Raw genomic sequence first — 13,074 nt, 5'->3', positions numbered from 1 at the left:
GCGTCAGCCCTGGCCAGCGCGCGCCATGCCGCGCTCGACGTCGACGCGGGAGAGCAGGTAGGCGCCGAGAGCGAAGAACATGACGAGCGCGACGATCGACAGACGGTAGGAACCGGTGAGCTGGTGGACGAGGCCGAACGTCAGGGTGCCGAACCAACTCGTGCCGCGTTCCATGGCCTGGTAGAGGCTGAAGTACTCCGACTCTCGCCCGAGCGGTACGAGCTTGCTGTAGACCGAACGGCTGAGCGCCTGCGAACCACCGAGCACGATGCCGATGCCGACGCCGAGGCACAGCCACAGCGCGAACTGCTTCTCGGGCAGGAAGAACGCGACGGCGATGACGAGGGTCCACAGGCCGAGCGAGAGCAGGATGGCCTTCTTGGCGCCCATCACGGCCGCGAGGCGGCCGAACAACAGGGCGCCGAGGAACGCCACGAACTGCACGAGCAGGATCGTCACGATGAGCTGGCTGTCGCCGAAGCCGAGCTCCTCCTTGCCGTACAGGCTGGCCGAGACGATGACCGTCTGGATGCCGTCGTTGAAGAAGAGGTAGGCGAGGAGGAATACGAGGGTGTCGGGGTAGTGCTTGAGTTGACGGAACGTGCTCGTGAGCTGACGCAGGCTGCCGCGCACGGTTCCGGCGTCACTCGCCGCCGCGGGGCGTTCGGGGTGGCGCACGTCCTTGAGCCCGAGCACGGGGATGAGCGTGAAGATCGCCCACCACAGGCCCGCGCTGAGGAGGCTCACGCGGACGGCTTCGCCCGTGCTGAGGCCGATCTTGTCGTGCAGCGTGACAACGGCCAGGTTGGCCGCGAGGAGCAAGCCACCGCCCAGGTAGCCCAGAGCCCAACCGCGCGAACTGACACGGTCACGTTCCGACTCGTCGCTGATCCGCACGAGCAGGCCGTCGTAGACGACGAGGGAAACACCGAGGCACTGGTTGGCGATGATGAGGAGCACCACGCCGAGCTGCCAGTTCGTACCGGTGACGAAGAACATCGCCGACGCCGCGGCTGCGCCCACCCAGGCGAACGCACCGAGCAGGCGCGAGGGGCGCTGTACCCGGTCGGCGATGGCGCCGACGAGAAGCAGGAGGACGGCGCTCAGGATCGTCGAGACGGTGATCGTGTACGGCGCGAGCGAGCCGGGGGAGACCGGGATGCCGAGCACCGAGAGATTCGCGTGACATGCGACGTCCGTGGGCTGATCAGGGCAGGCCGCCGCTTTGGCGACGGACGTGAGATAGGGCGAGAACAGCACCGTCGACGTCGTCGTGACGAAGGCCGAGTTGGCCCAGTCGTACCAGTACCAGCTGCGTTGGCGACGGGCGCGCGTGGCGGCGTCGGGCGCGAGAGGCGAGGCGGCTTCGGTGTTCACGGGTGAAGCGTGTCACATCCGCGGCTCGTGCGGACGTGACTGTCCCCAACCCGCATTGACGGTGGGGAAAGCGACCGCCCCGGGGCACCGTTCGGCGTCTCGGGGCGGAGCGTGTCAGCTGCTCAGCGCTGCTTGTCGATGAAGCGGTCAGCGGTGCCGGTGGCCTTATCGATCTTGGCCGTGTGCTTGCGGCCCGTCCTGGAGTCGACGAACGAACCGGCGCGCTGCGTCGCCTGACGCACCTTCTCCGGGTTCTGTCGCACGTACTTGCGGCCCTGGGCGATCGCCTGGGTCAGGAGGTTGATCTTCATGGCCTGAATCCTAGTCGAGGGGTCTCGACGCGCCCGGGAGCAGAAGGGCCGCAAGGTCGTCGACCGAATCGACGACGGCGGCGGCGCCCGCGTCACGCAGTTCGTCGGGTGCGGCGTAACCCCACGAGACGCCGATCGTCGCGATGCCGTGCTTCGCGGCGCCCTCGACGTCGTGCAGGCGGTCACCGACCATGACGACGTCCGCATCCGGTTCGCGCTGCAGGTGGGCCAGGGCTCGAGCGATGACGCCGGCCTTGGTGTCGCGGGGGTTCGTCACGTCGGCGCCGAAGACGCCCTCGAGGCCGCCTGCAAGGTGCGGCGCGAGGCCGAAGTGCTCGACGATTCGTCGCGCCGTCGCCTGTGGTTTCGAGGTGGCCACGGCCACGGTCGTCCCGGCGTCCGCGAGCCCGGCGAGCACGTCACGGATGCCGGGGTAGAGCTCGTTTTCGAACAGCCGGCCTGCCTCGTAGTCGCTGCGGTAGGTGGTGACGACCTCGTCCACGCGTTCGGGTGGCAGACCGATTCCTTCGAGCGAGACGCGAAACGGCGGCCCGACGAAGGAGTTGAGGACGTCGTCGCTCGGCACCTCGAGACCGTGGTGGGTCAGGGCATGCCGCATCGAGGAGGTGATGCCGGGCGCCGAGTCGGACAGCGTGCCGTCGAGGTCGAACAGCACGAGGCTCACTCGGGTTCCGGGGCTCCAGCGCGTCATGCGCCCATCCTCACAAACACGCCCCGTGCACGACGAAACGGCCGCCTCACCCGAGGATGCGACGGCCGTTTCGTGCGAGCAGAGGGTCAGACGCGCGCGTACTTCGACCGTGCCGCCGAGTACACGGCGAAGGCCACGAACCCGATGCCGATGACGGCCACCATGACGGATCCGAGCGGCTTGTCGAGCAGCGACTTCAGCGCCGTGTCGAGGCCGCCCGTGTCCTTCGGGTCGTGCGTGATGGCGCCGTTGACGAAGAACACGCCCGTGAGGACGAGGGCCAGACCCTTGAGCGAGTACCCGATGACGCCCGACCACTCGGCCCACTTGCCCGGGTTCTTCTGCAGGTCCTCGAAGAACTTCTTCTTGACGCCCTTGACGACGTGGTAGATGCCGACTGCGACGATCACCGCGCCGGCCAGGCCCACGAGGATGACTCCGGCGGTGTTCTCCATGAGCTTGCCGGTCATCGAGGCGTTCTGCTGCTTGCTCGAACTGCTCTGGCCGCGCGCGAGCGTCATGATGCACATGCCCGAGAGCACGGCGTACGTGCCCGCTTTGGCCGCGGCCTTGAGGCGCGTCTTCGTCTCGTGGAAGGAGAGGCACGCCTCGCCGATCTGCCAGAACGCGAGCGCCGCCCAGCCGAACGCGCCGATGCCGAGCAGGACCTTGCCCCAGGTGTTCTCGGTCAGCATCCCCAGGGCGCCGCCCTGGTCGGCGGAGCCACCTCCGCCCGTGGCCAGACGGACGGCGACGATGCCGATGAGCAGATGCATGACGGCGTTGGCCGCGTAGCCGATACGTGCCGCGCGCTCCACCCACGGGTGGTTGGCGGCGTCGTTGATGGCCTCCTGTGCGTCATCGGCGATGTCGGGCTTCTTGTCGCCCATGCGCTGAGCTGAAGTGTTCACGACGTCTCCTCGGTCATGGCCAGGGTGAGCACCTCGGCCTGGGGCAGCCCGGCGAGCTCCGCAGCGTCCACGATGATCTTGGCGCCGCGCACGCCGCCGCCGACGAGCACCTCGCCGCGTTCGACGACCCGCTCGTCGATGAGGAGCTTCCAGTCGCTCGGCAGGCCGACGGGCGTGATGCCGCCGCGCACCATGCCGCTTTCGACCTCCGTCTCGCTTTGGTCGGCGAACGAGATCTTGCGCGCCCCGAGGTGGCGACGCACGACGCCGTTGATGTCGGCCTTGTCGGTGGCCAACACGAGGACGGCGGCCGTCGTCTTCGTCTCCCCGCGCCGGCCCGTCACGACGACACAGTTGGCGCTCGCGGCAGGGTCGACGTCGTAGGCGTCACAGAACGCAGCGGTGTCGGCCAGGTGCGGGTCGATGATCGCGACGCGCGCGCTCGGCACCGTGTTCACCGCGTCGGCAACGGGTTTCGCGACGTCGTCGAGGCGCTCGGCGAGGGGCGCCCACGAGAGGTTTCCTTCGAGTGATGGCATGTGCGGATGCTACGACGGATGCGGCCTTCTGGGGTCGAGGTCAGCTGCGGCGCGCGGATGCGCGTCAGGTCGCGTCCCCAAGGGTGAGTTCTCGGCGCGAGGTGAACACGCGAGTGCGCCCGTCGAGGGGATCGACGAACTCGAGGCGTCGCGCCAACAGCTGCAGGGGAGTGGAGTAGTCGTCGATGTCGACGGCGAGCTCGCGTGGATAGAGCGGGTCGCCGCAGATCGGTACACCGAGCCCGCTCATGTGGACACGCAGTTGGTGGGTGCGACCGGTGCTCGGTTCGAGCCGGTAGAGGCCGATCTGGTGGACGCGTGCGTCGTCCTCGTCGCCCGCCGTGACAACGCGCCGCTCCTCGAGGTGGACGTCGGTGACGGCGTTGATCGCCGCGCCCGCCACCTCGTACGCCTGCGCAGTGCCGTGGTCCTTGCGGATGTGCGATTCCACGCGACGCGGAAGTTCCAGGTCGTCACGCAGGGGAGCGAGCGCCTCGTACGTCTTCGCCGGGACGCGGGCTTCGAACATGCGCTGGTAGGGAGCTCGCCAACGCTGTTCGGTGGTGAGGACGAGTACCCCCGCCGTCAGCCGGTCGAGGCGGTGGGCCGGCCCGAGTTCGGGCAGGCCGAGCATCTCGCGCGCCTTGACGACGACCGATTGCGTGACGTGGCGACCACGGGGGATCGAGGCCATGAAGTGCGGCTTGTCGACCACGACGATCCGCTCGTCGACATGCAGGACGTCGAGCTCGAACGGAAGCTCCGGCTCGGGCTGCAGGTCACGGTGGAAGTGCACGAACGTGTGGGGACGGTAGATCTCGTCACCGTTCCAGGGGCGTCCGTCGTCGTCGACGAAACGCCCGTCGGTAAGCATCGCGTCGACGTCGACCTCTTCGGGCAGCTTGTGGCGCAGGAAGTCACGCATCGATGCCCACGGCATCGGGTTCGCGGGGTCGCGATCCGGCGTGCGCACCCACGCGGCCCGCAGCCCGTGACGCATAGGCAGCGGGGAGTGCGTTGGCATGGTGGGTGACTCAGCTCCGCTCTGCGGCAGCGGCGAGTGCGGCCAGGCCCTTGTCGAAGTCCTTCTCCACCCTCTTGTTCATGCGGAACACCGTGAAGAAGATCTTCTGCGCGACGCTCTGCGGACCGGTCATCGTCCAGCTAACGTCCGTGCCGCCGTCGGCGCTCGGACGAAGGTCGAAGACGGTCGTGTTGTCCGACGAGAACGGCTCGGTGAACGTCAGCGCGACGGTGATGCGCTGCGGCGTCGACTCGGTGATCTTCATGTGCCCGGAGCCGGCCTTCTTGTTGCCCTTCCAGGCGTAGCGGCTGCCGACCCCCTGCTCGGGGCCCTCGTACGTGCGCGTCATGTTGTCGTCGAGACCCTCCCACGGCGACCACTGCGTCCAGTTGCGGAAGTCGTCGATGAGAGCGTGGACCTGCGACGGTGCGGCGCTCGTGTGACGCGCTCGGCTGACCGCGAATTCACCCATGCGCACAGGGTAAGCGGATGCGGAGCAGAACCCGCCACGGCGCAGTGCACCGGACTACCGTGTCGAGCATGGCTCTCATCAACGCACTCACCGGCAACGCCTCGCTCATGAAGGAGGAGAAGGCGCGCGAGCAGTACGGGCCGTGGCTGCTCGAGAACGAGCGCCTCGAGGGCGCTTTCGAACTCGTTCTCGACTCGTTCTGCCTGACGAATCTGCGCCTCATCGCCCTCGACCGGGAGGGGCCGGTCAACCCGAAGGTCGACGTGCGTTCCATCCCGCTCGCGTCGATCGTCGACGTGACTGCTCGGACGGCAGGCATCGGCATCGACGACTCGGATCTCACGATCACCTACATCACGTCGCCCCGGCTGCGAGCACACACGGTGGAGTACAGCACCATGACCTTCACCTTCAACAAGAGCTTCGACATTGCCGGTCTGTACCGCCACCTCATGACGATCGCGCAGCGCAACTACGCGTCGCTCAACGACGCCTGACGCCTACGCTGGGCCGATGCCCGCACGAGCCGATCTCATTCCTGACGCCTTCCGCGCTCGCGTCGCGGGACGCCCGGCCGACGCCGACGGGGGAATCGACGGCGACACGTGGCTCGCGTCACTGCCGCGTCTGCTCGACGAGTGCCTGTCGACGTGGAAGGCACAGCCCGAGGGCCCCACCGCGTTCGGTGAGTGTGCACTCGTCGTCCCGGTCAGGGTCGGCAAGGAGCGCGCGGCGTTGAAGGTGACGTGGCCCCACGCGGAGGCTCGTCACGAGCACCTCGCTCTGCGCGCGTGGCGCGGTACGGGCGCCGTCCGCATGAGAGCGGCCGATCCCGCGCGGTGGGCCTTGCTTCTCGAGCGCTGCGAGCCTGCCGTGCGCCTTCACGAGATGTCGGCTCTCGACGCCTGCGAGATGATCGGACTCATCCACGCCCGGCTCACCCACCCGGCATTGCCACAACTCGACACGGCCAGTGCGTGGTGCGCCCGCATCCGGGAGCGCCTCGAGTCGTCACCACCGCCGATGCCGCGGCGGTTCGTGCAGCAGGGCATCGCACTCGCCCGCGACCTGCCGCAGGCTGATCGAATCGACGCCACCCTCGTGCACTCCGACCTCCACGACGACAACGTCATGCAGACCCGGCGGGCGGGCACGGTGGACGGGTTCGTCGCCATCGACCCCAAACCCGTCGCGGGAGAGCCGGCGCTCGCCGTCGCACCACTGCTGTGGAACCGCTGGGACGAAGCTGCCGGGGCGTACAACCTGCGCAACCACCTGCGTTTTCGCGTCGACTACGCCTGCGACCCCATGGGCGTCGCACCCGAACGTGCGCGCGCCTGGAGCATCCTGCGGCTCCTCGACAACGCGTGGTGGGATGCCCACGCAGCGCTCCGGCCCGGAGCTGCGGCTCCTGACCTGACGAAGGCCGTGTCGATCATCAAGGCGATGCAGGGCTGACGGCGTTCTCCACCTCCGCGGTCGGTACGTGGGCCACGGCTTCAGCCTCGGGAAGGCTGTCCCAGTGCAGAGCGGGAACGGGCACGACGCACCGGGCCGGACGATGGTCGCCGAGCCACGCGCGGTACACGGCGTCAACGCGTGGCCACAGTTCGACGTCGGTGACGTAGACGCGCACCTGCGCCAAGGCGTCGCGTGGTGCACCTGCCGCCGCGAGCACCCGGTCGAGGTTGGCGAAGACAAGTTCGGCTTGCCCCTCAAGGTCCAGGTCAGTGCGCGGGGTGCCTGTCTCGTCGAGGGGGAGTTGACCCGACAGGAAGAGCAGGTCGCCGACGCGGGCGGCATGGGAGTAGTGCCCCTTCGGCGTCGGCAGATCGACGCCGCTCATCCGCCGAACACCTCCACCATCCGGGCGGCGGACTTGTGACCCGAACCGAAGAGGGATGTCGTAGGGGCCTGCGTTCTGACCGGGTCCGCCGAACCACGTCATCGTCTCCGCAACGCATCCCTTCGCGGCGAAGAGTCGCGCACGGGGGTCATCGAGACGGCCGCTCGAGCCGGCGACCGTGAGAACACCGACGCCATTGGGCACCTGCGGCCGAATCCGAAAGCCCGTACCGTCCGAGAAGGGTTCACGCGTCGGTTGGTGGCCCATGGACAGACGGTAGCCGAGGGCACCGTCCGGACTTTCCTGATTTTGTCATCGCGACCCGCCTCGCTTCTCTACCTTCGTGCCCATGGGAATCTTCCAAGGCCTCGCAGGCAACATGCAGCAGATGGACCCGCAGCAAGCACAGGCGGAGTACGCGCCGTGGCTGTTGCCGGGTGAGCAGATCCACAACGCGTTCAGGATGCTGCGTGACGGTTTCTGCATCACGAACCTCCGCATCATCACCCTCGACCACCAGGGTGCGACGGGCAAGAAGACGCGAGTGAAGTCGATCGCCCTCAACACTATCGTCGACGTGACCGCCGAGACCGCCGGCGGCGGGATGGACGACTCGGAGATCACGATCACCTTCGTCACGACACCGAGGCTTCGTTCCCACAACCTTGCCTACGACTCCTACCGGTTCGAGTTCCCCAAGAACTTCGACCTGCCCGGGCTGTACCGCTACCTCATGGGAGTGGCACAGGAGAACGTCCGCTTCATCAATCAGGACTGAGTCGGCCTCCGCGGCACGTCGTCGCGGGGAGAAGGTTCACCGTCAGGTCGGGACCGGAGTGCGGATGTGACTGCGGCGCCGGGCAACCGAGGATTAGTGTCGGGGTTCCTGTCGTCACGCCCATGATCCGGCGGGGGGAGAGGTGGCAGCACATGAGACCGGCTCGACGCGTGTGGGGGTTCGTGGCTGCACTGGCCTGGTTCGGGGTGGCACTCGACGTGACGTTGTCCGCAACCGACAACTACTCGCACGCAGAAATCGCAGCACACGCCTACGGGAACAACCCGACAGGTGCGGCCGGCGCTCTGCCGCGCGTGGTCGACACCCTGAGCTACTTCACGGTGTGGTCGAACGTCGTCGTGGCCCTCGCGTTCACGCTGCTCGCGTTGCAGGTAGGGCGAGCCACCGCGACGTCGGGGGACAGACCGACCGGGGACCGCTTCTCGCGCCTGGCTCGCGTGCTCCTGCTCGACGCGCTCGTCATGATCACCGTGACCGCGATCGTCTACCAGGTCGTTCTCGCGCCGGACGCGAATCCGACCGGCGTCGCTGTTGTCACGAACTTCCTCGAGCATCAGGCGGTTCCGGTGCTGTCGGTGCTCGCGTGGCTCGTCGTCGGGCCACGGCGTGCCTTCGATCGTCGGACGTTCAGCCTGTTCCTCGTCGCGCCGGTCGTGTGGGTGATCTACATGCTCGTTCGCGGCGCGTTCATCGACGCGTACCCCTATCCCTTCGTCAACGTGTCGACGAACGGATACGCCTCGGTGGCGGTGGCGTTGTGCGCGATTCTGGCGTTCGGCCTCGCTCTGGCATCGCTCTACACCGGGCTGGACAAGGTGCTCAGCCGGCGGCGCTGACCGTCGGCAACTATCTCGATCGTCTATGCAATTTTAGGGGAGTCACGCCGCCCGGGTTGGGGCGTAAGTTGGCTCCATGAGCACTCAGGACATCGACAAGGAAATGCTGAAGGCGGATCTCGTCAAGCACCTCAAGGAACAGGCGGACGCGAACAGCGAAGCCGTCGCGTTGGAGAGCCACGAGGCGCAGGCCACGGAGACCGACGAGGTCGACGTCGACGATATCTCGCACGAGGACGAAGCCGGCGACCTGCACGCGATGTACCAGGAGACCGACGACCGCCAGCAGGAGCTGATCACGACGGCCGAGAACCTCGACGTGTCCGCAAAGGAGACTGTCGAGCCAGGCGCCGTGGTGAGCTTCGGCGACGAGGTCTACCTGGTGGGCGTCGCCGTGAGCGAGTTCGAATCACAAGGCCGTAGCTTCTCGGGCATCTCGACGGACGCACCGATCTACGACGGCATCAGCGGCAAGCGCGCAGGCGACACGTTCGATCTGAACGGCACGACGCAGTCGATCACGTCGGTGCAGTAACGCCACGCAGAAGGGGCTGACGAAGCAGGTGCGCAAGCACTGTTCGCTCTAACTGATAGTTGCCACTGAGCTCCGATGTCCTAGGCCTAGTGGCACTATCTATTGAGACGTCGAATGGCATTTGCGTCTCACTCTTCCTTGCCAGACTGGATGAATCGTTCGTGGCGCATCGGGGTCTTGTCGGTTACTTCAAGGACCGCCCCGCCTGTTACTTGAGGATTTCGGTGCCTCCGTAGGGTTCCTACGGAGGCGGGTGTCACACGTCTGTGGTTGGCTCGACACGTTCAATCAAATCCACACCGGGAAATGACCCCGCCTTCCAAAGGATCAACGCGCCAGTCATGACACAGCTACTCACCCTCCGCGCCCAAGCGGCGCTCCTGCACCTCGCAACCGTTGGTGCAGGACGGCCACACATGATGCCCGCTGAGGTCGTCCCAGAGGCAGAGCAACACCTCGTCCATGAGGAACTGGCCGACGCCGGGTACGTCGAAGCGCCGGAACCTACCCTCACTGAGGACATCGACTTTTCCCTCACCGCAGCCGGGGCACTCCACGGCAACAGCATCGCCCGCTCCTACCAACGTGACGTGTGGCGCAAACGCATCCTCGAAATCGTCGGTGAAAGCGGTGAGGCCATCGTCTCCAACCTTCTGGATGATCCCGGCTGCCCCACAGACGACTACGAGCGCGTGACCGGCGACATTGAGCAGTTGCACGATGAAGCGCTCATTAGCGGTCACTTCGCTAATGGGGGCAACTTGATCCGTGGACGGCTCACCGATCTGGGGGAGGACTGCCTTGCCAGTCGATACGGACCATCAGCGTTCGTACGCAAGCAGACGATCGGTACGGCCAACGTGCAGGACAACCGCAATTACGGCATCACCATCACGGACAGTCCCGGCGCGGCCGCGACCAGCGGCCCCGGCCACGCCACGACCGCGAACAACACGATCACCGTCACCAATGTGACTCCGTTTGACGCACTGAGCGTTGGCCTAGACGACCTGGCCATCGAAGATCACGACGTGGCCAAAACAGTTCGTACCCAGGTACGGTCGTTGCGTCAGAAGGCGGCCGACAACAGCGTCGAAATCACCAAAGGTGTCATCGCCTCGCTCATCGCCGCGGCTTTCGTCGCCTACGGGCCTGACGCCCTCGCCCTGTTTGCTGAGTTCGCACATCACCTGGGGTTCTGACAGATGCTCACACCTCTCACCCTTACGGCTCAGGCGACCCTCCTATGGCTCGCAGACTCCGACCGGACACCATGCGAGCAACCTCCCGAGGAAGTGCTCCCGCGCATCAAACATGCGAGAGTCCACGCCGAGCTGCTAAACGCCGGACTTATCCGCACCTCCGGCCGGTTCGGCAACCCGCACGTCTTCGACCTCAACAGCGCCGGACACGACCGCGCCGAACAGCTCGCCCCCGCCTATCGCCGCAAACGCATGGAATACCGACTGCTCCGAGCCGTGCAAACCGGGCAGATCACCCGCTCCGCCGACCTGCCCACCAGCGACACCGATAACCCGGCTTACACCGAGACCGAACTACGCCGCGCAGCACGCAAACTCCGAGATGGCCAGTTCATCCACCGGGGCGGCACGAACCCATCGGACCTCCTTCGAACCGAACCCACGCCACTAGGCGAAAGTGCGCTAGAACACGACTATGCGCCCGACGACTACCTGCAACGATCCGTCAGAGGAACCGTGACCCAAAACTTCGACCACAGCATCAACATCACCGGCAGCCCCGGCGTTGCCGCAGCCACCGGCTACGGCAACGCCGTCAGCCACAGCAACACAATCAGTATGAACAGCATCGACCAATTCGACGCGATCATGAGTCAGATACGCGAACACCCCATCCTCAACGCCGAAAGCGCCGAGGTGGCCTCTGACTCTGAGGACAGTATCCGTGACGAACTCGTACGCGGTAGCGGCCGCATCGCAGAAAACACTGTCAACCAGTTCATCAGTAACCTCATCACTACTTACGGTCACCAGGTCATGGCGCTTGCGGGGCAACTGCCAGGCATCCTCGGCTAACAGGGTGTGATGTTTGCGAAAGTGGCAGTGATGTCTGAGACCGAACAAGCACGCGTCGTCAGCCCCCTTCGACGCTCCAGTCATTTGCCGATAATCTAAATTATGTAAAGTTAAGTTGAGGAAGCCCTCTTCCACCCGAGGCTCCCACCTGCACCGCCACACCCACACATGAGCGTGAGGCGCGCCTCACGTTCATGCTGTTGAGCTCGGGCCGTCAGCATTCGGCGTCAAAACCGAGCAACCCGGGCGCTAGCTGTCACGAGTGGGCGCCCCTCACGACCGATTCCCACGGTGGTGAGGGGCGCTCACGTGTTCTATTGCGCATGCGGGCGCGAACATAGCTGAGGCACAGGAACGAGCCAGGTACGCCATGGCTACCCCCGGTTGTCTGGTCACCATCACCCCAGGCACGTTCCGAGGAGCACCCCATGCGCACCACCACGATCGTCGGCATCACCGCACTCACCACGGCAGCGCTTGCCGCCCCGGCCGCCGTCGTGGCGCACGACAACCTCGGTGATCTCCTGCCGGTGACGCGCATCGCGGGCTCGTCGGGAACGAGCTTCCTTCCCGACAGCTCCAGCGCTGGCAACGGCTGGAACGGCGACGACGGAGCGTCCGGTACGAGCGCCAGCTCGACGAGCGGCACGTCCACGACCGCTACCGAGGCCCAGCAGCGAGGCGTCGTCATGATCGACACCGTGACGACGAACGGCGAAGGCGCCGGCAGCGGCATGGTGCTGCGCTCTGACGGCACCGTCCTGACGAACTACCACGTCGTCGAGGGCTCCACCCAGATCCGCGTCACGGTGCCCGGCGGGCAGAAGTACACAGCCGAGGTGGTCGGACATGACGCGTCACACGACATCGCCGTGCTCAAGCTCAAGGGCGCAAGCAACCTGGCCACCGTCCGACTCGACACCGACGGCGTGAAGGTCTCCGAGAAGGTACTCGCCGTCGGCCAGGGCGGTGGCGAGGGCGTGCTGTACGCCGCGAGCGGACTCGTCACCGCCACCGACCGCTCGATCACGGCGAGCGATTCGACGGCGCTCGACTCCTCCGAGGAACTGACCGACCTCATCCAGACGAGCGCACCCATCGTCGGCGGCTATTCGGGTGGCCCGCTCTTCGACGCGGACGGCGAAGTCATTGGCATCGACACCGCCGCTGCCTCCAGCAACTCCCTCACCGCCTACGGCAACGGAAGCTCACGCAGCGCCGAGGGCTATGCCATCCCGATCACGCAGGCGAAGTCGCTGGCCGACACCATCCTGGCCGGAACGAAGACGGCGACGAACCACATCGGCACCCGAGCCGCTCTGGGTATCGCCGTCGTGCCGAGCAGCTCGAGCCGCGGCGGGATGGCGCCCTATGGCGGGTCGAGCGGGGTCACGGTTCAGAACGTCCAAAGTGGGTCGGCCATGGCATCCACGGGCCTGGCGGCCGGCGACGTCATCACCGCCTTGGACGGTACGACCATCTCCGACACCGGCGATCTGGCCGATGTCATGGACGGCCACTACCCCGGCGACTCCATGAAGGTGACGTGGACCGACACCTCCGGCGCGACCCGCACGGCAACCGTCACGTTGCAGAAGGCGACGACGAACTGAGGGCCCGGGAGAAGCAGGCGGGCCGTTTCGACGGTGCCCGCG

General features: G+C 66.3%; 16 protein-coding genes. 8 read left to right on the top strand and 8 right to left on the bottom strand.

The features are described 5' to 3' along the window. Positions 1-3: 3 nt before the first annotated feature. The 7 genes from K9D12_RS01230 to K9D12_RS01200 form a co-directional block, all read right to left on the bottom strand. Complete coding sequence (locus K9D12_RS01230) at positions 4-1,377, bottom strand: MFS transporter (RefSeq protein WP_223059258.1); 1,374 nt, start codon at positions 1,375-1,377, stop codon at positions 4-6. A 122-nt stretch (positions 1,378-1,499) separates the two neighbouring features. Then, positions 1,500-1,688 carry an antitoxin gene (locus tag K9D12_RS01225; protein WP_223059257.1) on the bottom strand — a complete coding sequence of 63 codons (189 nt, stop codon included), beginning with the start codon at positions 1,686-1,688 and terminating at the stop codon, positions 1,500-1,502. Between the two features lie 10 nt (positions 1,689-1,698). Next, positions 1,699-2,400 carry an HAD hydrolase-like protein gene (locus tag K9D12_RS01220; RefSeq protein WP_223059256.1) on the bottom strand — a complete coding sequence of 234 codons (702 nt, stop codon included), beginning with the start codon at positions 2,398-2,400 and terminating at the stop codon, positions 1,699-1,701. 86 nt (positions 2,401-2,486) lie between these two features. Continuing rightward, a complete protein-coding gene (locus tag K9D12_RS01215; protein ID WP_187035071.1) occupies positions 2,487-3,311 on the bottom strand; it encodes a DUF1206 domain-containing protein in 825 nt (274 codons plus the stop codon). After that, positions 3,308-3,850 (bottom strand): YbaK/EbsC family protein, encoded by a 543-nt coding sequence (locus K9D12_RS01210; protein ID WP_187035073.1) that lies wholly within the window; start codon positions 3,848-3,850, stop codon positions 3,308-3,310. The genes K9D12_RS01215 and K9D12_RS01210 overlap by 4 nt, the downstream gene beginning before the upstream one ends. 64 nt (positions 3,851-3,914) lie before the next feature. Further along, positions 3,915-4,874 (bottom strand): pseudouridine synthase, encoded by a 960-nt coding sequence (locus K9D12_RS01205; RefSeq protein ID WP_223059255.1) that lies wholly within the window; start codon positions 4,872-4,874, stop codon positions 3,915-3,917. Between the two features lie 10 nt (positions 4,875-4,884). Beyond that, entirely contained in the window at positions 4,885-5,346 is a 462-nt protein-coding gene (locus tag K9D12_RS01200; RefSeq protein ID WP_187035077.1) for an SRPBCC family protein, read from the bottom strand. A gap of 68 nt (positions 5,347-5,414) precedes the next feature. Here K9D12_RS01200 and K9D12_RS01195 point away from each other — a divergent pair, with 68 nt between their 5' ends. Then, on the top strand, positions 5,415-5,843 hold the full coding sequence (locus K9D12_RS01195; protein ID WP_187035079.1) for a PH domain-containing protein: 429 nt from the start codon (positions 5,415-5,417) through the stop codon (positions 5,841-5,843). 16 nt (positions 5,844-5,859) lie between these two features. Beyond that, positions 5,860-6,804 carry an aminoglycoside phosphotransferase family protein gene (locus tag K9D12_RS01190; protein WP_223059254.1) on the top strand — a complete coding sequence of 315 codons (945 nt, stop codon included), beginning with the start codon at positions 5,860-5,862 and terminating at the stop codon, positions 6,802-6,804. Here K9D12_RS01190 and K9D12_RS01185 read toward each other — a convergent pair. Further along, positions 6,785-7,192: a RidA family protein gene (locus K9D12_RS01185; RefSeq protein ID WP_223059253.1), complete on the bottom strand. Its 408-nt coding sequence runs from the start codon at positions 7,190-7,192 to the stop codon at positions 6,785-6,787. The two genes, K9D12_RS01190 and K9D12_RS01185, sit on opposite strands and share 20 nt — an antisense overlap. 349 nt (positions 7,193-7,541) lie before the next feature. Here K9D12_RS01185 and K9D12_RS01180 point away from each other — a divergent pair, with 349 nt between their 5' ends. The 6 genes from K9D12_RS01180 (at position 7,542) to K9D12_RS01155 (ending at position 13,032) form a co-directional block, all read left to right on the top strand. Beyond that, positions 7,542-7,970, top strand: coding sequence for a PH domain-containing protein (locus K9D12_RS01180; protein WP_118912351.1), 429 nt, complete (start codon positions 7,542-7,544; stop codon positions 7,968-7,970). Positions 7,971-8,122: 152 nt separating this feature from the next. Further along, positions 8,123-8,827 carry a Pr6Pr family membrane protein gene (locus tag K9D12_RS01175; RefSeq protein WP_223059252.1) on the top strand — a complete coding sequence of 235 codons (705 nt, stop codon included), beginning with the start codon at positions 8,123-8,125 and terminating at the stop codon, positions 8,825-8,827. Positions 8,828-8,903: 76 nt separating this feature from the next. After that, entirely contained in the window at positions 8,904-9,362 is a 459-nt protein-coding gene (locus K9D12_RS01170; protein ID WP_223059251.1) for a hypothetical protein, read from the top strand. Between the two features lie 341 nt (positions 9,363-9,703). Then, on the top strand, positions 9,704-10,564 hold the full coding sequence (locus tag K9D12_RS01165; RefSeq protein WP_223059250.1) for a hypothetical protein: 861 nt from the start codon (positions 9,704-9,706) through the stop codon (positions 10,562-10,564). Positions 10,565-10,657: 93 nt separating this feature from the next. Beyond that, positions 10,658-11,419: a hypothetical protein gene (locus K9D12_RS01160; protein WP_223059249.1), complete on the top strand. Its 762-nt coding sequence runs from the start codon at positions 10,658-10,660 to the stop codon at positions 11,417-11,419. Between the two features lie 428 nt (positions 11,420-11,847). Then, complete coding sequence (locus K9D12_RS01155; RefSeq protein ID WP_223059248.1) at positions 11,848-13,032, top strand: S1C family serine protease; 1,185 nt, start codon at positions 11,848-11,850, stop codon at positions 13,030-13,032. The last annotated feature ends 42 nt before the right edge of the window (positions 13,033-13,074 follow it).

The sequence above is a fragment of the Dermacoccus sp. Tok2021 genome, assembly GCF_019895135.1.
GTDB lineage: Bacteria > Actinomycetota > Actinomycetes > Actinomycetales > Dermatophilaceae > Dermacoccus > Dermacoccus abyssi.
The sequence above is the reverse complement of the archived record's forward strand: the minus strand, read 5'-3'. Positions and strand labels throughout refer to the sequence as shown.

Excerpts from the sequence above, each read along its gene's own strand:
- K9D12_RS01225 (WP_223059257.1), bottom strand. The coding sequence starts at position 1,688 with ATGAAGATCAACCTCCTGACCCAGGCGATCGCCCAGGGCCGCAAGTAC.
- K9D12_RS01220 (WP_223059256.1), bottom strand. The coding sequence starts at position 2,400 with ATGACGCGCTGGAGCCCCGGAACCCGAGTGAGCCTCGTGCTGTTCGAC.
- K9D12_RS01210 (WP_187035073.1), bottom strand. The coding sequence starts at position 3,850 with ATGCCATCACTCGAAGGAAACCTCTCGTGGGCGCCCCTCGCCGAGCGC.
- K9D12_RS01205 (WP_223059255.1), bottom strand. The coding sequence starts at position 4,874 with ATGCCAACGCACTCCCCGCTGCCTATGCGTCACGGGCTGCGGGCCGCG.
- K9D12_RS01200 (WP_187035077.1), bottom strand. The coding sequence starts at position 5,346 with ATGGGTGAATTCGCGGTCAGCCGAGCGCGTCACACGAGCGCCGCACCG.
- K9D12_RS01195 (WP_187035079.1), top strand. The coding sequence starts at position 5,415 with ATGGCTCTCATCAACGCACTCACCGGCAACGCCTCGCTCATGAAGGAG.
- K9D12_RS01190 (WP_223059254.1), top strand. The coding sequence starts at position 5,860 with ATGCCCGCACGAGCCGATCTCATTCCTGACGCCTTCCGCGCTCGCGTC.
- K9D12_RS01185 (WP_223059253.1), bottom strand. The coding sequence starts at position 7,192 with ATGAGCGGCGTCGATCTGCCGACGCCGAAGGGGCACTACTCCCATGCC.
- K9D12_RS01180 (WP_118912351.1), top strand. The coding sequence starts at position 7,542 with ATGGGAATCTTCCAAGGCCTCGCAGGCAACATGCAGCAGATGGACCCG.
- K9D12_RS01175 (WP_223059252.1), top strand. The coding sequence starts at position 8,123 with ATGAGACCGGCTCGACGCGTGTGGGGGTTCGTGGCTGCACTGGCCTGG.
- K9D12_RS01170 (WP_223059251.1), top strand. The coding sequence starts at position 8,904 with ATGAGCACTCAGGACATCGACAAGGAAATGCTGAAGGCGGATCTCGTC.
- K9D12_RS01165 (WP_223059250.1), top strand. The coding sequence starts at position 9,704 with ATGACACAGCTACTCACCCTCCGCGCCCAAGCGGCGCTCCTGCACCTC.
- K9D12_RS01155 (WP_223059248.1), top strand. The coding sequence starts at position 11,848 with ATGCGCACCACCACGATCGTCGGCATCACCGCACTCACCACGGCAGCG.